20 protein-coding genes and 1 tRNA gene are annotated in these 17,423 nt (G+C 37.3%); 10 read left to right on the top strand and 11 right to left on the bottom strand.

The window, feature by feature from the left end:
• From PHQ93_RS08445 to PHQ93_RS08435, 4 genes are all read left to right on the top strand, one after another.
• Positions 1-345: hypothetical protein (locus PHQ93_RS08445; RefSeq protein ID WP_299943083.1), on the top strand; the 345-nt coding region annotated here is incomplete at its 5' end.
• Complete coding sequence (locus PHQ93_RS10745; RefSeq protein WP_367278386.1) at positions 335-496, top strand: nucleotidyl transferase AbiEii/AbiGii toxin family protein; 162 nt, start codon at positions 335-337, stop codon at positions 494-496. The genes PHQ93_RS08445 and PHQ93_RS10745, both read left to right, overlap by 11 nt.
• Positions 497-560: 64 nt before the next feature.
• Entirely contained in the window at positions 561-1,214 is a 654-nt protein-coding gene (locus tag PHQ93_RS08440; RefSeq protein ID WP_299943081.1) for a zeta toxin family protein, read from the top strand.
• The gene (locus tag PHQ93_RS08435) at positions 1,211-1,423 is read left to right on the top strand and encodes a hypothetical protein (RefSeq protein WP_299943079.1); all 213 of its coding nucleotides are present in this window, start codon (positions 1,211-1,213) and stop codon (positions 1,421-1,423) included. The genes PHQ93_RS08440 and PHQ93_RS08435 overlap by 4 nt, the downstream gene beginning before the upstream one ends.
• A 2-nt stretch (positions 1,424-1,425) precedes the next feature.
• Here PHQ93_RS08435 and PHQ93_RS08430 read toward each other — a convergent pair whose 3' ends face one another.
• Positions 1,426-2,556: a tyrosine-type recombinase/integrase gene (locus tag PHQ93_RS08430; RefSeq protein WP_299943078.1), complete on the bottom strand. Its 1,131-nt coding sequence runs from the start codon at positions 2,554-2,556 to the stop codon at positions 1,426-1,428.
• Between the two features lie 117 nt (positions 2,557-2,673).
• Here PHQ93_RS08430 and PHQ93_RS08425 point away from each other — a divergent pair.
• Positions 2,674-2,758: transfer RNA gene (locus PHQ93_RS08425), tRNA-Ser, on the top strand.
• Positions 2,759-3,041: 283 nt separating this feature from the next.
• On the opposite strand, the gene PHQ93_RS08420 is transcribed toward PHQ93_RS08425, so the two are convergent.
• A complete protein-coding gene (locus PHQ93_RS08420) occupies positions 3,042-3,323 on the bottom strand; it encodes a type II toxin-antitoxin system RelE/ParE family toxin (RefSeq protein WP_299943076.1) in 282 nt (93 codons plus the stop codon).
• Positions 3,324-3,545 carry a hypothetical protein gene (locus PHQ93_RS08415; protein ID WP_299943073.1) on the bottom strand — a complete coding sequence of 74 codons (222 nt, stop codon included), beginning with the start codon at positions 3,543-3,545 and terminating at the stop codon, positions 3,324-3,326.
• Between the two features lie 178 nt (positions 3,546-3,723).
• On the opposite strand from PHQ93_RS08415, the gene PHQ93_RS08410 reads away from it, so the two are divergent.
• Positions 3,724-3,981 carry a hypothetical protein gene (locus tag PHQ93_RS08410; protein ID WP_299943071.1) on the top strand — a complete coding sequence of 86 codons (258 nt, stop codon included), beginning with the start codon at positions 3,724-3,726 and terminating at the stop codon, positions 3,979-3,981.
• A gap of 85 nt (positions 3,982-4,066) precedes the next feature.
• On the top strand, positions 4,067-4,261 hold the full coding sequence (locus tag PHQ93_RS08405) for a type II toxin-antitoxin system RelE/ParE family toxin (RefSeq protein WP_299943069.1): 195 nt from the start codon (positions 4,067-4,069) through the stop codon (positions 4,259-4,261).
• A 120-nt stretch (positions 4,262-4,381) separates the two neighbouring features.
• Here the strand turns inward: PHQ93_RS08405 and PHQ93_RS08400 are convergent, their stop codons facing one another.
• The 3 genes from PHQ93_RS08400 to PHQ93_RS08390 are packed head-to-tail and all read right to left on the bottom strand — an operon-like array spanning position 4,382 to position 9,992.
• Entirely contained in the window at positions 4,382-5,773 is a 1,392-nt protein-coding gene (locus PHQ93_RS08400; RefSeq protein WP_299943068.1) for an efflux transporter outer membrane subunit, read from the bottom strand.
• Positions 5,770-8,886: an efflux RND transporter permease subunit gene (locus PHQ93_RS08395; protein WP_299943067.1), complete on the bottom strand. Its 3,117-nt coding sequence runs from the start codon at positions 8,884-8,886 to the stop codon at positions 5,770-5,772. Before PHQ93_RS08395 ends, PHQ93_RS08400 begins: the two co-directional genes overlap by 4 nt.
• Positions 8,886-9,992 carry an efflux RND transporter periplasmic adaptor subunit gene (locus PHQ93_RS08390; RefSeq protein ID WP_299943066.1) on the bottom strand — a complete coding sequence of 369 codons (1,107 nt, stop codon included), beginning with the start codon at positions 9,990-9,992 and terminating at the stop codon, positions 8,886-8,888. Before PHQ93_RS08390 ends, PHQ93_RS08395 begins: the two co-directional genes overlap by 1 nt.
• A 284-nt stretch (positions 9,993-10,276) precedes the next feature.
• Between PHQ93_RS08390 and PHQ93_RS08385 the strand changes: the two genes are divergently transcribed.
• The gene (locus PHQ93_RS08385) at positions 10,277-10,822 is read left to right on the top strand and encodes a hypothetical protein (RefSeq protein WP_299943065.1); all 546 of its coding nucleotides are present in this window, start codon (positions 10,277-10,279) and stop codon (positions 10,820-10,822) included.
• 186 nt (positions 10,823-11,008) lie between these two features.
• Here PHQ93_RS08385 and PHQ93_RS08380 read toward each other — a convergent pair whose 3' ends face one another.
• Together PHQ93_RS08380 and PHQ93_RS08375 are read right to left on the bottom strand one after the other, a co-directional pair.
• On the bottom strand, positions 11,009-11,497 hold the full coding sequence (locus PHQ93_RS08380) for a YhcH/YjgK/YiaL family protein (RefSeq protein ID WP_299943064.1): 489 nt from the start codon (positions 11,495-11,497) through the stop codon (positions 11,009-11,011).
• Positions 11,498-11,513: 16 nt separating this feature from the next.
• Complete coding sequence (locus tag PHQ93_RS08375) at positions 11,514-12,044, bottom strand: YaeQ family protein (RefSeq protein WP_299943062.1); 531 nt, start codon at positions 12,042-12,044, stop codon at positions 11,514-11,516.
• A gap of 278 nt (positions 12,045-12,322) precedes the next feature.
• Between PHQ93_RS08375 and PHQ93_RS08370 the strand changes: the two genes are divergently transcribed.
• Together PHQ93_RS08370 and PHQ93_RS08365 are read left to right on the top strand one after the other, a co-directional pair.
• Positions 12,323-12,622 carry a hypothetical protein gene (locus PHQ93_RS08370; RefSeq protein WP_299943060.1) on the top strand — a complete coding sequence of 100 codons (300 nt, stop codon included), beginning with the start codon at positions 12,323-12,325 and terminating at the stop codon, positions 12,620-12,622.
• A 69-nt stretch (positions 12,623-12,691) separates the two neighbouring features.
• Positions 12,692-13,135 (top strand): hypothetical protein, encoded by a 444-nt coding sequence (locus tag PHQ93_RS08365; protein ID WP_299943058.1) that lies wholly within the window; start codon positions 12,692-12,694, stop codon positions 13,133-13,135.
• Positions 13,136-13,137: 2 nt separating this feature from the next.
• On the opposite strand, the gene PHQ93_RS08360 is transcribed toward PHQ93_RS08365, so the two are convergent.
• Genes PHQ93_RS08360 through mtnK form a run of 3 tightly spaced genes read right to left on the bottom strand, consistent with a single transcriptional unit; the run spans position 13,138 to position 17,400 of the window.
• On the bottom strand, positions 13,138-15,099 hold the full coding sequence (locus tag PHQ93_RS08360) for a bifunctional aldolase/short-chain dehydrogenase (RefSeq protein WP_299943056.1): 1,962 nt from the start codon (positions 15,097-15,099) through the stop codon (positions 13,138-13,140).
• Positions 15,099-16,184 (bottom strand): S-methyl-5-thioribose-1-phosphate isomerase, encoded by a 1,086-nt coding sequence (gene mtnA, locus PHQ93_RS08355; protein WP_299943054.1) that lies wholly within the window; start codon positions 16,182-16,184, stop codon positions 15,099-15,101. The genes PHQ93_RS08360 and mtnA overlap by 1 nt, the downstream gene beginning before the upstream one ends.
• Positions 16,174-17,400: an S-methyl-5-thioribose kinase gene (gene mtnK / locus PHQ93_RS08350; RefSeq protein WP_299943052.1), complete on the bottom strand. Its 1,227-nt coding sequence runs from the start codon at positions 17,398-17,400 to the stop codon at positions 16,174-16,176. Before mtnK ends, mtnA begins: the two co-directional genes overlap by 11 nt.
• Positions 17,401-17,423: the final 23 nt, after the last annotated feature.

Here is a 17,423-nt window from a genome sequence, read left to right as displayed (position 1 = left end):
TATGATGAAGCAAAAGAGAAAATAAACGCAGTTGATATTGATGATGTAGTAGTATTTAACCCTAAAAAATACTCTCATAACCTTTTTTGGCAGACAAACGAGCAGAGCCAGCAGAAGGTTTACTCTATTATCTCGAATTATCTATCAAGCATGAATGAGAGTGATATAAAAACCCTATGCGATCAGTTTGGAAAAAATCTAGTCAAGAGTGTGCTCAAAGATAAATATAAAAAAATGTACGCAAAAGGTTATATCGCTACAAGTGGGATAGATATACAATTAAGTGGCAAATATGAAGAGAATGGGGTATATAAAAAACTCTTAGGTGCAATCAATGACTATTAATGTCAAAAATGCACTAGATAAAATCTGCAATAATGAAATCTTTAACGATGAGCTGTACTTCATTGGAGGTACGGCTCTTGCCTTTTATTTAAACCACAGAATTTCTGAAGATACAGACAAAAACAGTTCTGAACTTAAAATATATACCTAGGGTAATGCCTTATGAACAAATATGCTAAAATGAGCTTATCAAAAATAAATAGGTTAATATAAATATGTCTGATATAGAAGTAAAAGCACTAGAGTATCTTAAAATAAATAAACAAGAATTTTTAAAACAACATTTAGCTAATTTAGAAGTACAAGAAATAAAAACTGCCATATTTACAGCAGGTGCTAGTGGAGCCGGTAAGACAGAATATGCTATCAGCAGAAAAGAAAAAGAAACTTTTTTATTACATTTGGATATTGATGAAATTAGAGAGTTTTTTACTTCTATTGGCTACAATGGAACAAACTCTAGTGATTATCAAAAACCAGCTTCCAAAGGTGTAAATTGGCTTTTTGACAGGGCTTCTAAAAAAGGTTACTCTCTTATATTAGATTCCAACTTTGCTGAAGCGACAATTGCTCAAAGCAATATTCAGAGGCTTTTAGATAAAGAGTATGTAATTGAGATAAACTACATATTTAGAGATCTTAACAAAAGCTACGAGTTTGCTAAAAAAAGAGAAAGTATTACCAAAAGAAAGGTTCCTCTTGAAGTTGTACAAAGTAGCTTCAAAAACTCTTTTGACACTACACTTTTAATTAAGTCTATTTTTAAAGATGCCATTATTTTAAATCTTATTGATAGAGAAAATGATATAATTCATGAAGATATTGACGAGCAGAATTTTTTTGATTTACTAAAGGAGGGGATAGTATGAGTTTAGAAGAGTACTTACAACAAAACATTAAACCAGATATATTAAACAAAGTAACTGAGTTTAAAACTTCTTCAGCTTATAAATCTATTCAAACTTATACTACTTCTGTAAAATATAAACAAGCAAAAATTCAATTAAAGCTTAGATATAATAACATACACAAAAGTACACTGGCAGATATCAAAAGATTACAAGAATTTACTGTATAATCTTAATCACTTTTTGTAAGATTTAAAACTCCTTGATTAGCACTTTGGCTATGACTTAAATGGTCAACTGTTTGATAATAAGATGTGACTGTTCCGCTGTGCTGATGCCCTAAAGATGCCGACAATACTTGTGCTGGTACACCCGCACTTCCAAGAGCAGAAACAAGAATATGTCTAAAATAATGCATTGTCAACTCTTCTATACCTGTAACTTCTTTTATTTTATCTAATTGCCATCTAGGCGAAGACAACAGCTTACCGGTTTGAGGCGAAGCGAATACAATAGAATTGCCAATATCCATAAATTCTAAGAGAGCCTCACGGATTACTAGAGGAATATCGTAATATTGGTCAATGCCTATCTTGTTATGTTCAGCCGCAATCGTGTATACATTATCATTAAAATTTATATGTTCCCATTTCAATGTACGAATCTCATTCCAACGCCTTCCAAAAAGAGCAAACAAAAATAAAGCACGATAAAAAGGTTCATCTTTGTATAGATCAATTATTGTGTGATACAAAATTTTTAGCTTATCAATAGGCTTTGATACAAACTTTTTGCTACTGGTTTCTTTTTTTGGTATCTCTATTGGAGGAAGTTTATTTATCGCCCCATTAACCATTGCATACTCTAAGATAGGTTTTAAAACTTGCCTTAAGCATTTAACTATATTACGATGTGAATTACCTGCTTCATTTTGTTTTGTCTTGCCCCCGTCTTTCATATTTTCAACTATTGTCAAAATATCATGCTCTATGACTTTGCCCACTGCTTTTTTACCAATAACAGGCTTAATATAATTAATGTACATATTTTTTCTATCTCGCGTCCATGAAGAATCCTTGCACTTTTTATCAAAATACATTTCGGCTATATTATCCACCTTGGTACTTTTAGTGAAAAGATTATACAAGGAGTCCTCAATCTCATTACGATATTCTTCAGCTTCACTTTTAGCCAACCTTTTTCTATCTCGCAAACCAAAACTTGCTTTAATACTAAATGTCTTGCTGTACTCTTTATCTTGCATGGTAAATCGGTATCTGAATTTTGTATAGTCTTGATTTGCGAACAATCCAGTTTCTACTTTATTTACAAATTCTTTTTTAAATGTGTTCCCATGTGCCACAATTATTTCCTTAATTTGGTTCCCGACTTGGTTCCCGAGTTATTATGAAACTATAGTACTATGAAGAGAATTAAAAAGAATTTAAAATCCCTATTTTATCGGATTATAGAAGCATATGGAAGTTTAAGGAAGCATACATTGCAAGTCTTGAAAACCGGCGAGGGTAATACCTCCCAGAGTTCGAATCTCTGAGGGTCCACCACTATTTTTACACAATCTCCTTAAACACGTTACTTTCAGAGATATTTAATAACTTTATTCTATCTATCCGCTTTTTCAATAATTTTTTACTTTTAAAACAATTTTAGTCGCAGATTTGACGTGGTCTTTTTACTAATAATTCGATGAGAACTGGAATGACCCCTATAAAGTAGATAAATTTTTAACCATAGTATAATCTATTTGAAACACTCTTTTGAAACTTAGCTTTTCAACGTGTGTGACGGGTGTAAACTTTTATAAAATATTTTTTTACTCTTAAAATTTTAAAAAGTTCGCTGTTTAAAAAGTGTTAATATATGCACATTTTGTTCAATGATTTTGAAAACGATTGTATATTTTTTATATATCAAGTCTCTTGTATCTTCATCTTCGATATAGTAACTTTTCCTACAGCGGTGAGGCATTTGGTTTAAAGAGTTAATCTTTTTTTGAAGTTCAAAGATAAATTTTCTTGCTTTATTTCTTGAATCTTGCTCAGATATATAACTATAAATATTTTGCAAATCTTCCAAAGCTTCAGGCTCGACAATTATATTATAATGCATTTAAGATTGAAGAATTTTTTCTATAGCTTGATTTAAAGGGATACCCTTATTTTCGGAAATGCTATTCACAGCCTTTTGAACTTTTTGTTTTGCTTCTTCAAAAGAGATGGACGGATACTCTCTCCCACTTGTAACTTCTACTTTGTCTCTTGGCAGCATCTCAAGCAGACCCATAAATTTATCAAAAATTGAATCATCAATATTTAGTTGTATTGTATGCATAAAAACTCCTAGTTTCATTATTGTAACTAATTTTTAGTAAAAATATCTAAGGCTTCGCGACTACTTTTGCGCCCACCTACACTCTAAAAAAATATTTATTTTAACAACGCAATACATATAATAACCGTTTATAAAAAGAATAATGTTACAATACAGAAAGTGAGGATGGGGGTTTAACATGCAAACCATCCAAATTAATAATCCGGAAGTAGAAAGTTTTATAGCTTCAAGATATGGTAGTGACACGCAAAGCTTCGTCAATGATTTTATAAAATTTGTGAAACTTTCTTTAGATGATGTCTACCCTGCGATTACCAAAGAAGAAGCAAAAAAAAGAGTTGCAAAAGCACTCCAAGATATAAAAAGTGGTGAGGCTGTACTACTGAGCCAAAAAGAATATGATAAAGAGATAGATGAATTTATGAAGACTCTGTAAATAACAATTGTACGAAAAAGAGAATACTTAGATTCACTCAAAAACATACTCTCTTACATCTCAAAAGATAGTAAAAAACAGAGCTTTGAACTTCAAAAGTGAAGTAGATAACAAAATAAATAACTTAGCAAACTTTCCACATAAATTTCGACCGTCTATTCATAATGAAGATGAGAATGTTAGAGATATGATTTTCAAGGGTTATACAATAATTTATCTAGTAGAACTAGATGAAAATAGAATTTCTATACTAGACATTTTTAAATGGATTGATAAATAAAGCCCTTAATATTGAATCACTTTTTCTATAACTTGACTTAAATGTAGACCTTTATTTACAGAGATGCTATTTACAGCCTTTTGAACTTTTTGTTTTGCTTCTTCAAAAAGGGGTGGAAAATTATTCCCATCCTCCGCCTAGAGCTTTACATAATGCAACAAAATTTTCTCGTTTTGCTTCTTCATTTAATACTATTTTATTTTCATTTGCTATTAGTGATTGCCGAATAATTAACAGGGGCAAATAGCCTGTTTTTCCATTATCGTACTCGGCTCTACTTAAGAGTTCGGTCTGGATATATTTTTTCTGTGCGTTTGTTAAAGCCTTGGATTCGTCTATAAGAGTGCGGCGCTCCTTTAAAGCACTCTCCACTTCGCCAAATGCTTTAAGCACTGTATGCTCATATTGTGCTTGTGCTTCTTTGGTTTTGGCTTTTGCATATTTAACTTTATTTTCAATTTGCCCTGCATCAAAGATAGGTAATGTGACAGACGGAGCAATCTGCCATATTTGTGACGGTGCCTTTAACAGTGTGGTAAGCTCCGCACTCTGATACCCAAGCATAGCGGTCAAGGAAAATGATGGAAAATATGCCGCTTTAGCTACTCCTATAGAGGCATTTGCCGAATGCAAGGATGCTTCTGCCGACAAAATATCCGGACGTCGTTGTAAAAGCTCCGAAGGCAGCCCTGCTGGGACATTAATCTCTAAAAGCGATACATCGGCATTTGTTATTGTAAAACCTTTTGGAAATTCCCCTATAAGGAGCGAAAGAGCATTTTCTAACACCGACATTTTTGCCTCAATCGGCGGAATTTCGCCGTGTGCTTCATCCGCGGATGCTCCTGTTTGAAGAACATCTCTAAATGATCCTACACCCTGCTCCCATTTGACTTTGGAAATTGACGCTATTTCTTCTGAAATCAGAACGTTCTTTTTGGCATTTTCAAGCAAGCGGTGCTGAGTTAAAAGCGCATTATAGGTAGAGACTACATTTGCCGCAATGGAAGATTTAACTATCTTAACGTTATATTCACTAGCCAAAAGTGTGGCTTTAGCAGATTCTTCGGCACGGGCATATTTACCCCAAAAATCGATTTCAAATCGACTCATAGCTAAATTAAAACCGTAGAGTGAAGTCAGCTTGTTAAATGTAGATGTTCTATTTGAGGTGCTGCTCGACAACTCTTGGCGAGACATGGAAGCGTCTGCCTCAAAATGGGGAACAAGATTGGACTCCGCTATTCCCAACTGCGCCATAAAACTCTCATTTTGAGCCGCAGCAACGGCAATCTCTCTGTTTTGTTCAAACGCTTTTTCTACTAACGCATTTAGAGTCGGATCGCCAAGTTTTTCCCACCACCTGTTTAGAACTTCGGCGGAACTGTTTTGTTCACCTGTTTTCCACTCAATCGGAAGATTTGGTTTTGGAGGAGTAAAATCAGGCTCTATACTGCAACCTGCACTCAATAAAGCGACTATACTTAATAAAATAGTATTGTTAAGTGTCATTGCTTCTCCTTATATCGTTGTATTTTTTCTCGTAGAGTCGAGACCTGATAATATAGATAAGGGATAAAATAGCGTTCGACGAATGTCGCGGCAATCATCCCGCCTAAAATACCTATGCCGATTGAGTGACGGCTCTCCGCCCCTGCTCCTGTGCTAAAGGCTAAGGGCAACACACCGAAGACAAATGCTAACGATGTCATCATCATCGGACGATAACGCAATCGTGCCGCTGACATTGTCGCATCATATACGCTTTTTCCTGATTTTCGCTCCTCTTCGGCAAACTGTATTACCAATATCGCATTTTTTGCCGCCAATGCGACAAGAGTCAGCAGTCCAATCTGAAAAAAGACATCGTTATTTTGACCTGTAAGCCACACTGCAATATATGCCCCGCCCATTCCAAAAGGTATGGCAAGCATAACTGCCAACGGCAATGTCCACGCTTCATATTGGGCAGCAAGAATCAAAAAAACGATTACAAACGCAAAAAGCAGTATGCTCCTTGCTCTGTCTTGCACTTTAAGCTGTTGATGGGCGATACCGTCCCAACTTGTGGTAATCTGCGGCGGTAACGATTTTTTTGATAGCTCTTCAATCAATGTAATCATCTCTCCCGTACTCACTCCATGTTTTTGGCTTACGTTAATCGCAACGGCAAGAGTGGTATTGAAGTGCTCAATTTTGACGGCAGCCGATTTTTGTTCTACATTGATAAGCGAACTAAGCGGTATCATCGCACCTGAAGAAGATTTAACATAACCTCTGCCTATGTCAGACGGTTCACGCCTAAAATCTCCGTCAGATTGAACTTTAATCCAGTATGTATTGCCGTCTTTGACAAATTGACCGACATTTGAGAGACCGATTGTATTTTGAATCGTTGAATATAGATCTTCTAGCGAAACTCCTAAAATTTTTGCACGCTCACGATTTATATCTATAAACAGAACCGGAGAAGATGGACGCATTGAACTTGTTACATCCTTAAACTGCGGAATCTCTTTTGCTTTATTTATAAAATCTTGCGCAGCTTGAACTAACAGATCCATATCTCCGTCGGGGCTTTGAAGCCATAATTGCACCCCTCCGGTTTTACTTAACCCTCTAATAGGCGGTGGAGAGTAGCTGTTAAAACTCGCCTCTTTAATCAAATCCGTAGCTTTTTGAACTTCTTTTTTAATTGACTTTACGCTTAACTCATCGCTCTTACGCTGATCCCAATGTGCAAGCCGTATAATCATTGTCGCGGAATTCGGTTCTTGTGTTCCACCCATAAAATTACTTCCTACAATAGTAACAACGCTCTCAACTCCGGCGATTGCTTGAACCGCATTTTCAGCTTTAACAACAGCCTCATGAGTCCTCTCAATAGTTGCACCCTCAGGCAAAGAGACAACGGTGAAAAAAAATCCCTGATCTTCAACCGGCAAAAATGATTTTTGCAGTGTTGAAGAGAGATGATAGATAACTACGAAAACGGAGAGATACAGCATCAAAGTGATAAAACTTCGTCGAATCATTATGGAAGAGAGATGCAGATAACGCTCTGTCATATCCGCAAACATAGCATTAAAACGTGCAAATATCGGCAAAGGAGCTTTCTCATGAGGGCGTAAAAGCAATGCGCCAAGAGCGGGAGAGAGCGTCAATGCCACAAAGCCTGAAAAGACTACCGACACTGCAATCGTCATAGCAAACTGTTTGTAGAGCTCACCGGTCATGCCGCCCACAAAGGTTGCTGGTACAAAAACAGCGCAAAGCACCAAAACGATAGCTATAATCGGGCTAGAGACTTGACTCATCGCCTTAATTGCGGCTTCTTTTGGAGAGAGATTTTCATCCTGAATAATCCGCTCAATATTCTCCACAACCACAATCGCATCATCTACTACTATACCGATAGCCAATACCATCCCAAAGAGAGTCAGAGTGTTTATCGAATATCCCAGCAGATACATACCGATAAACGCTCCCATAAGAGATACCGGAACAGCGACCAAAGCGATAATAGTCGCCCTGAAGCTCTGTAAAAACAGATAAATTACGATAATTACCAGCAGCAATGCTTCTGAGAGCGTTTTTATTACCTCTTTAATAGATATTTTTACAAATTTGGTAGCATTGTGCGCTATTTGATATTTTAAGCCTGCAGGAAAGGTTTTAGAAAGACGCTCTAGCTCCATATTTACAGTATCTACCGTCTCTATAGCATTGCTATCGGATTGGTCATAAACCGCCAATAAAACAGCCGGTTTTCCGTTGAAACGACCATAATACTCATAATTGCTCGTTCCAAGTTCCACTCTGGCTACATCGTTAAGACGAACAACCGTGCCATCCGGTTTTGTACGAACAATAATCTGCTCAAACTCCTCTACCCTCGAGAGCCTCCCTTTAGAGGTAAGCATCACGGTCATTTGCTGATTGCTGATAGGGCTCTGCCCTAAACGACCCGGGTTGACCTGAAGGTTTTGTTCATTTATTGCCGAATCTATATCCGAAGTACTGATTCCCATTGATGCCATCTTATCCGGATTAAGCCAGATACGCATCGAATAATCTCTCTGACCTGAAATCAAAGCGTTTCCTGCACCGTGAAGACGCTTGATATTGTTGATTACATGCGTAGTTACATAGTTGCTAATCTCGATATCGTTCATCGACTCATCAGGAGAGTACAAAGCCGCAATCATTAAAATATCTTGAGTTCTTTTTTTTACATCCACTCCCAGCATCTTAACTATACTCGGAAGCCTCGGCTGGGCAAGATTTACTCTGTTTTGAATATCGTTTAATGCTTTATCGACATCGGTTCCCACTTCAAAAGTACAGCTGATTCGTCCATTGCCTGACATTCCTGAAGCCGAGGAACTTACATACATCAGATTATCTGCTCCGGCAATTTGTGCTTCAATCGGTGCAAGAACAGTATCGGAAATTGTTTTTGCATCGGCTCCCGGATATGTAATACTTACGCCGACAGACGGAGGGGTAACATTTGGGAACTGCGATACCGGAAGCATTTGAGTTGCCGTAAACCCAAGCACAACGATTAAAATAGATATAACCCCTGCAAAAATAGGGCGATTAATAAAATATCGCGATAACATTATTGAACTTTCTTAGCCGAGTCTATTTTTACCGCTTTTCCTGCTTCAACACGTGAATTGCCATCGCAAATAATCTGTTCGCCCTCTTTAAGCCCTTCTAGTATTACTACACTATGTTCTACCCATTCTCCTACTTTGACGCTTCGAGACTCTGCGATATTCTCTTTGCCAACAACATAAACAAAGGTCCCTTTTGCCCCTTGCATAAGTGCCTTATGGGGAATAAGAAGCGTATTCTCCATTCTTGCTTTAATTCTCACCTTTACAAATTCGCCCGGCACCAATTCACCGTTTGGATTGGATAATTCGGCTCGCACTGTTCGTGTTCCGCTAAGTGAATCAACCGTTGGGCTTAAAAAAGAGATTTTGGCTCTGTTTGGATGTGTATGCCCGTTTGGAAGAATTATATCAGCAAGTGTATCACCTGCGCCGTTAATCGCTTTTTTGATTTTCTCCATTGAGAGTGTATTGACTGAAAAATCTACATAAATAGGATTACTCTGATAAATCGTCGTTAACAAGCCGTTTTGAGTCGGAGCGATATAGCTGCCTTCGTGTTGAACTACTTTATCTGACCATCCGGATATAGGAGAACGGATTGTCGTATAACTTAAATTTAATTTAGCTTGAGCAAACGCTGCTTTAGCTTCGCTAACCAATGCACTTTGCGTACGTTTAGCTGCTATCGCTGCATCAAGTTCTTGCTGACCCGATGCTTTTTGCTCAAACAGATTTTGAACCCGCTTTAAATTTTGTACAGCATTCTCTTCTTTGGCTATTTCACCTTCCAATGCAGCTTCTGCGGATGTTACGGCAAGCACAAAAGGTTGTGGATCAATGGTAAAGAGAATATCTCCTGCTTGAATATAATTTCCTTCACGATAATTTTTGCTCAGCAAATACCCTTCAACACGTGCGCGTATCTGAACATGTCGGTTAGCAACACTAGTCGCGGTAAATTCCATAGGCGCATCAAGACTTTCTTTTTTGAGTATCATTACGCTTACTGATGCAGGAGAGTTATCCTTATCTTCCGAATCTTGACGGCTGCATCCGGATAATACCAAAAGCAATACCGTACCTACAAAAAATACTTTTCCCCACATTCATCTTCCTAATCAATATATAGAATCTTATTAAAAAATTTAAGTAATAATATCATAATTTATGATTTCTAAAGCAGTGTGGGCACTAACAAATTAGGCATTTTGGCTATCAATCCGTTTTGCGATTTTATCAAAGAACACTCAACGATTTTTTCACACTAGATATACTAAACTTCTTTAAAATCTAAAAGAAGTTTATGTGCTTGTTATTAGATGCCGTCTTGGATTATTGTGTCGGGTGCAAACTCTATGGTCTTTTAATGTTATTAAAATAAGGAAAAAATATGAATAAGTTATTAGTAATTCTTTTGTCTTCGGCTGTTATGGCTTTTGCTGCAGATGAAAATGTCAACAAGTGCGCTACTTCTTGCAACAGTAAGGGTATGCAAAGCGGTAACCAAAAATTAGAAATGGTAAATCAAATGCCCGAAGATATGAAGTTAAAGCTCCATTTTGACGCATTAGTAAATCTGCCTATCTTAGCAAGAACATTCAACAAAAATAATGAAGACGAAAAATTGGCTTTAACAAAAGAGCAAAAAATTGCTATTCAAAAGTACAAATTGGAAACTATGGATAGCATATTACCTATAATGAAGAGTTCTCATGAACTATCGCAAAAGTTAAAAAACGGAGTTTTGTACGGCACTATGAGTGAACAGGAAGCTCTAAAGATATCAAATGAAATTGCTAAACAAAAAGAGAGCGTTTTAGCTATGAAAATCAATTGTATACTATTTTTTAGAAAGACTTTATCTAAAGAGCAGTTTGAAAGATTGCTTGAACTTGATAAAAATATGCTCTATCTAAACAATCCGTATAACTATTAATTCAAATTTCTGAGAATTCACCGCTAATTTTTTCTTTAAATGGAATAAATATTGCTAGCTATAACAAACTCAAATGTTTAAAATATGAGTTGGAGGGGTAGCTTGAATTTTTTTGAAATTATTCATATCAAATTAAAAAAACTGTTACATCGGTTTAAAAAGCATAGTTTGAGAGTCTAGTTTAGGTCATATCTTGACTTTTACTACGGCTTTGACGACTTTTAGCTCATCCGTTGCTTTGATACACGGCATGTGAGCGTCTTGCGGGTAAAAAATAGCCGCATCACCTGCTTTAAGAACAATAGATGAAGCTTGCTTTATATCTTCGTATTTGATTAAGTCCGCTTGTTCATTATACGCTAAAGAGACAACCAAAAGAGTAGCATTTGATACCTCTATAATCTCTTCTCCGCTAAGTATAAACTGTATATCGATATATTTTCTATGCGACTCAAAAAAACACTCTTTTCTCTCTTTAGCGTTATAAATCTGTTCTAATGCAAAATTGCCATCATCCAATTCTACTTTTTTACAACTATCTAATGAGCAGCTCATAAGCCGTTTGTGCTCTATACTGTTTTTATCAACCAATCTTTCAAGGTACTCAAAAGCTACTGCAAATTTTTCCTGATTTGCTTGGCTTTTTACAATTTCTAATGCTCCAAATAGCGCCATTAAACCCTCTCCGCTCTTATTTGTATCTCTCTTCTTTAACTATTACACTATTTTCATTATCAATTATAGTAAGCTCATAATCGCTGATATTACACTGCAAACTCATCGTTCTTTGCGCTAAAAGCTCTATCTCGCCTTCAATATTAAGATAAACCACGGAGAGATTTTTAAATCGTTCAAGAGATTTTCCTACCTGCTTCCACCACGCCGAAGCACTGCCTTCTTGGTATGTATAGATAATAACCTTCTCAGAACGCCCGCATGCTTTTCTAATGCGTTTTTCATCAGGCTGACCCAAATCTATCCAAAGTTTAATCTCGCCGTCTAAAGCCTTTTGCCATAAGTCCGGCTCATCATCTTGTGAAATTCCTTTGCTAAAGAGCAGTTTCTCATCTGCATTTAGTATAAATGCCGCCAAGCGTACCATTAGGCGTAAATCATTTTCTGAAGGATGTTTGGCTAAAGTAAAGTTATGCTCTGCATAATAATTACGATCCATATCGGCAATGTTTAGTGAAGCTTTATAAATAGTTGCTTTAGCAGCCATTGTTCTCCTTGTATCGGCTCTTTTTATCTGATATTACGCACTTCATGAGCAAAGCCCATAAAGTGGCAGGGACAAATGTCCCTACAACCCCCTAAAGCTACCCATATCTTTCGGATATGGGAGAAAAGTTGACACTTTAGGCTCTTTTTGACAAAAGTGCGTAAGGTCAGTTTTTATAATTGAGAGTATACAACAATAGGAGCTCTTATTCTATTTTTTTAGTAAAAATATGCGACAATGCCTAGATAAATAAAATCAGATAAAAGTGAAGATTAATTATGAAATTACCTCATTACAAAAGAATAAAAACATCTCCTAAAAATAAAACTTTGGATTTAGATCCTAAAAATGAAGTTAAAGATATGTTTATGAAATGGTTCAAAAAAAACAATAAAGTCGGTCAGATTATGACTAAACAAGATGTAGTTGAAAATGTCATAGCTAAGTTAGATGCGAAACAAAACGATGCTTTAGAGCAGGCTATGAATGAGCTCAAGCGTAGCGGTTTGATTGAAACGAAAGAAGACGGAGTTACATTAGTATTGACTCAAAAAGGGGTTGATTTTATAAACAATTAAATGTGGTATAATTTTTTTTAGCGATTTTAGCCGCTTTTGGAACATATTTAAAACACTTAAAGGGTTTACATGTTAGCTTATTTTAAACAGATACAACCGGACATATTAGCATATAAAGAAAAGTTGGACAAAAACAACGTTACTATAGATAAAACAAATTTAATGTTTCTCAATCTGATTTTAAATATTTTAAACTTTTTAGGTACGGAGGATGCAAAGAAGCTTGATGAACAGTGCGAATACAATATTCTTACTATGAGAAAAGAGTTTGAGGGTGTCATCTACGGCGATGCCGTCAATGAAAAGGCTCAAGCGATTTTACTTACATTTTTTCTACGAATCGCAAAAGAGATGGAGATAAAATATAAAAAAATAGAAAATGAGAATCTTGAGAAGCTTTACGCTCTTATGACCTCAAAAGATTTTAGATACCCAAGCTACATAAAAGATCAAAAAAACTTTGCTCTTGAAAGTATGCCTGAGAATATAAAAAGAATGGAGTACCTAAAATAATTTTAGATTATTCTATCACTTCCGCCGTCAATTGCGACTTGAGAGCCTGTTGTTTTTGCAAACGCTCTTCCTGCCATTGCACATACCAGTTCTGCAACATCGTTTGATTTTATCTCGGCTTTAAGAACATTGTTTGTTTTGTACTGAATAACGCTCATATTGTAAGCTTTGGCACGATTAGCCAAAACTTCCTCCGTCCAAATAGCCGTGTCAAATACTGCATGCGGGTGAAGCGTGTTTACTCGCACTCCAAACTCTCCAAGTTCAAGCGCCGCAATGCGCGCTAGCTGAGTCTGTCCTGCTTTTGCAACAGAGTAAGCCGCCGCACCTTTCCCGGGTGCGGGAAAGTTTTTAGAAGCGACCATGATTAAAGCAGCATCAACGCCAAGTTTTAAAAACGGTGCCGTATATTTGATAAGTTTTTGGTGTGAAGTAAGGTTTATATCCATGCTTCTTTGCCAATTCTCATCGCTCAACATATCAAGGTTTTCACTTGGCGTAAAGATACCGGCATTGCTTACGACTATGTCGATTCCGCCAAAACTCTTAACCGCTCTCTCTATTGCATTTTGAATATCTTGGCTACATGTCAAATCACATTTCACACCGATAGCATCACTTTTTGCAAAGATTTTTTCTATTTCCGGGTTAATATCAATAGCCACAATAGCCGCACCCCTTGAGTTTAACATCTTAGCGATTGCAAGCCCTATTCCGCTTGCTGCTCCCGTTACAACTGCAACTTTTCCACTAAACTCAGGCAATTTTCCGCCGCCTTTTAGCTTCGCCTGCTCCAGTGACCAGTACTCAACTTCAAAAATATTTTTAGCGCTTAAGGCTTTGTAACCGCCTAGCATTTGGGCTTTTAAAATAGCCTCGTAGGTGTGGTCGTTTATATCTTTTATGATATTTGCCTCTTTTGCATTTGAACCAAAAGAGAGAGTTCCATTGCCTTTTAGTATTGCAAAATTCGGAGCTGGATTTAGAAGAGTCTCGTCTGTTTTATTTGCTTCAAAGTACTCTTTATACTCTTTTACATACTCTGCCAAATCAGCGTTAAAATCATCTCCTAAAATAGCAGGAATTCTCTTTGTTCTGATAACATGATCAGGTGTCAAAGGTCCTTGTAAAGCGATTTTTTCAACATTTTGCTTTGAAAAGTGTAGTGCCAAATCGCTGTCGTTTAAGATAGAGATTGTCGCCGCACCTTTAAGATTTGAGACCTCTTTACGGATCTGTGCAAGTTTTAAAAGCTCAAAAGATACATTAGATTTTTCTATATGTAAAATTGCGCCCTTAGCCTCAAGATACCTCTTGGCCTTGTCAACCAACTCTATTGTCTTCTCGTAAGACTTCTTTGCATCGTCGCTAAATGTAAAAAGCCCGTGATTCATAAGAACCAGCCCCTCCAACTCGCTCCAGTTCACATCTCTTGTCATATCATATATAAGTTTTGCAAGTACAAATCCAGGCATAATGTATGGAATAACCAGCACTTTATCGCCGTAAAGCTCTTTGATTTTATCTTCGCCGCCATGAGTGTTTGTAATGGTTACAACAGCGTCTGTATGTGTGTGGTCAACAAATTTAAAAGGGATAATCGCATGCAAAATAGCTTCAACTGAAGGATTTGGAGCAGAGGGATTTGTCATGGCAAGGCGTTGGTACTTTACCATATCGGTATCGCTCAGCTCTTTTAACTCCGCCATTTTCAGAAGCATCTCCATCTTAACCGGTGCAAAACCCTCAGCCTCAATGGTTGCCAAATCCCAGCCGCTCCCTTTGACATAAAGAATCTCTTCAACCTCGCCAAAAAGGTTTGTAGCAGTTGATTTTACAGATGTATTTCCGCCGCCGTGAAGAACCAAAGAGGCATCACGCCCAAGCAGTCTTGAGGTATAAACTCTCAAATCCAAATCTGTTTTAAACTTGAGTGCCTCTTTGTCGTCGTATAAACTTTTCATTAGTTGCTCTTTTTAAATTTTTCTTGAATTTTATCGAAATCTGCTTCGCAAACCCCTCTATTTGTTATAAGCCCTGTTATTAACCTTGCCGGAGTTACATCAAAACCGTAGTTTAGAGCCGGCGAATCTTCTGGGGTTATACGCACTTCACGAACCAAGCCCTCGCTGTCTACCCCTTTTATAAATCTAACCTCATCGGGACTTCTCTCTTCAATGGGTATCTCTTTTACACCGTCTCTAATCTCAAAGTCAAAAGTAGAAGTTGGAATTGCCACATAAAAAGGTACGCCGTTATCGTGTGCCGCAAGTGCCTTTAAGTATGTTCCTATCTTGTTTGCCACATCGCCGTTTACACTTACCCTGTCCGCTCCGACAATCACCATATCTACCATGCGGTGCTGCATAAGATGTCCGCCTGTATTGTCAGCTATGATTGTATGCTTTATGCCGCTTTGAGAAAGTTCCCATGCTGTAAGCGATGCACCCTGATTTCTAGGTCTTGTCTCATCAACCCATACATGCACATCTATTCCTCTCTTTTTTGCCTCATAAATCGGTGCGAGAGCTGTTCCCTCATCTATAACTGCCAGCCAACCGGCATTGCAGTGGGTTAAAATATTTATCTCTGTTTTGCCGCTCTTTTTTAAAATATCCTCAATGATATCACAACCGTACTCGGCAATCTTTTGGCTCTCTAACGCCTCTTCGTCGTTTAGTTTTATGGCTGCCTCTCTTGCATCTTCTATGACATCAGAGGAGTCCGCCAAAAGCTCCATCATCTTATCAACCGCCCACATAAGGTTTACAGCAGTTGGACGGGACTCTCTTATAAGCAGAGCTTTCTCTTGAAGCTTTTCATAATCTCCCTCAACTTCAATTGCGGCTATATATATCCCAAACGCCGCAACGCTTCCGATAACTCCCGCACCCCGAACGGTCATATTTTTTATAGCCTGAACAACCTCTTCGGTATTTGTCAGATATCTTGTGTCGTAGACAAACGGAAGCTGTCTTTGGTCAATAACCTCTAAGCACTCATCAAACATCTCATCACTTAGCCATAGCGCCTTATATTTACCCTGCATTTTTTATAATCTCCAATATCTCATCTACGCTCTCTATCTTGTCGTGCTTTATTACAAATTCTCTGGCAATTTTTAGAGCCATCTTCTCGGCTTCGGCTCTCAAATCTGGATTTTCAATCCCTCTTATCTCCGCAACTCCTGCAACACCGTAAACCCTTCTTGCCATCTTGCAGCCCGCAAATCCTACACTCTCTCTTAAAATATTTTTTATAAATCTCTCTTTATAGTTTTGAAGCGTACTATCATCGAGATAGCCCTCAACCAAAAGAGCAGAATTTCTATGCTCTTTCCAAAAATTTAAAAACTTCTCGCCAAATTTCTCCAACACCTCTCTAATAGTCACCAAAAGCCACTCTTGAAAATCTTTATCTTTTGTAACAACGCTATGGTGAATGTAGTTGTTTGCAAGATTTGCCAAAAGCGCCCCGACATCAAAACCAAACGGACCGACAAACGCAAACTCAGGGTCTATAACATAGGTATCTTTCTCGTTAATCATAATAGAGCCCGTATGCAAATCCCCGTGAACAAGTGCGTCACTTTGCGTCATAAACTTATATTTAAGCTCCAAAACTCTCTCTTTAAACTCCATATCTGCAAATAGTTTTTTTGCTTCTTGGTTATCTTTTACATTTATATTATCGTTGGTTTCATGCTCCATAAAAGCAAAACTAAATACCAGATCCTCCGTCAGTTTGCAGAGCTCTGTATTTGAGTTGAAACTGCCTATCAGCTCTCTTTTGTCACTGCTGCTAAGATATAAAGAGGATGTGTAAAAAAGCGTTGCCGCAATATAGGTTGAGATATGCTCGCTGAAATTTTTGTACTTTACGCTCTTTATAAGCCCTTTTCTCATAATTATGTGACTGCCTAGATAATCCATAACAACCAAGCTCATCTCTTCGCTTGCATAATGTATTTTAGGGATAAAACTCGGAAAAATAGCATAAAATTTTTGCAAAGCTCTTATTTCGTAAGTCATCCTCTCTCTGCTAAGCAAGAAATCCTCGCCAACACATCTAAGAAATGGTACCGCCTGTTTGGCAATCAGAGCTTTTTGAGGATTTACAATGGAACTTATTTTGTAAACATAATTTAGATTGCCGTCGCCTATCTCATCGGCTCTTATTTCGTCGGAACCAAAATAATCCATAACGCTTTTTACATTTGAAATATACTCGACTATACTACCCGCGTCCAATACTCTATAATTCATCTCTTCCCTGACTGTTTGTTTAA

It is taken from the genome of Sulfurimonas sp., from assembly GCF_028714975.1.
In the GTDB taxonomy this organism is placed as follows: domain Bacteria; phylum Campylobacterota; class Campylobacteria; order Campylobacterales; family Sulfurimonadaceae; genus Sulfurimonas.
This window is presented reverse-complemented; position numbering and strand designations above follow the sequence as displayed.

What these genes read in the sequence shown, in the direction of transcription:
- PHQ93_RS10745 (WP_367278386.1), top strand. Translation starts at nt 335, where the DNA reads ATGACTATTAATGTCAAAAATGCACTAGATAAAATCTGCAATAATGAA.
- PHQ93_RS08440 (WP_299943081.1), top strand. Translation starts at nt 561, where the DNA reads ATGTCTGATATAGAAGTAAAAGCACTAGAGTATCTTAAAATAAATAAA.
- PHQ93_RS08435 (WP_299943079.1), top strand. Translation starts at nt 1,211, where the DNA reads ATGAGTTTAGAAGAGTACTTACAACAAAACATTAAACCAGATATATTA.
- PHQ93_RS08420 (WP_299943076.1), bottom strand. Translation starts at nt 3,323, where the DNA reads ATGCATTATAATATAATTGTCGAGCCTGAAGCTTTGGAAGATTTGCAA.
- PHQ93_RS08415 (WP_299943073.1), bottom strand. Translation starts at nt 3,545, where the DNA reads ATGCATACAATACAACTAAATATTGATGATTCAATTTTTGATAAATTT.
- PHQ93_RS08410 (WP_299943071.1), top strand. Translation starts at nt 3,724, where the DNA reads ATGCAAACCATCCAAATTAATAATCCGGAAGTAGAAAGTTTTATAGCT.
- PHQ93_RS08400 (WP_299943068.1), bottom strand. Translation starts at nt 5,773, where the DNA reads ATGACACTTAACAATACTATTTTATTAAGTATAGTCGCTTTATTGAGT.
- PHQ93_RS08395 (WP_299943067.1), bottom strand. Translation starts at nt 8,886, where the DNA reads ATGTTATCGCGATATTTTATTAATCGCCCTATTTTTGCAGGGGTTATA.
- PHQ93_RS08390 (WP_299943066.1), bottom strand. Translation starts at nt 9,992, where the DNA reads ATGTGGGGAAAAGTATTTTTTGTAGGTACGGTATTGCTTTTGGTATTA.
- PHQ93_RS08385 (WP_299943065.1), top strand. Translation starts at nt 10,277, where the DNA reads ATGAATAAGTTATTAGTAATTCTTTTGTCTTCGGCTGTTATGGCTTTT.
- PHQ93_RS08380 (WP_299943064.1), bottom strand. Translation starts at nt 11,497, where the DNA reads ATGGCGCTATTTGGAGCATTAGAAATTGTAAAAAGCCAAGCAAATCAG.
- PHQ93_RS08375 (WP_299943062.1), bottom strand. Translation starts at nt 12,044, where the DNA reads ATGGCTGCTAAAGCAACTATTTATAAAGCTTCACTAAACATTGCCGAT.
- PHQ93_RS08370 (WP_299943060.1), top strand. Translation starts at nt 12,323, where the DNA reads ATGAAATTACCTCATTACAAAAGAATAAAAACATCTCCTAAAAATAAA.
- PHQ93_RS08365 (WP_299943058.1), top strand. Translation starts at nt 12,692, where the DNA reads ATGTTAGCTTATTTTAAACAGATACAACCGGACATATTAGCATATAAA.
- PHQ93_RS08360 (WP_299943056.1), bottom strand. Translation starts at nt 15,099, where the DNA reads ATGAAAAGTTTATACGACGACAAAGAGGCACTCAAGTTTAAAACAGAT.
- mtnA (WP_299943054.1), bottom strand. Translation starts at nt 16,184, where the DNA reads ATGCAGGGTAAATATAAGGCGCTATGGCTAAGTGATGAGATGTTTGAT.
- mtnK (WP_299943052.1), bottom strand. Translation starts at nt 17,400, where the DNA reads ATGAATTATAGAGTATTGGACGCGGGTAGTATAGTCGAGTATATTTCA.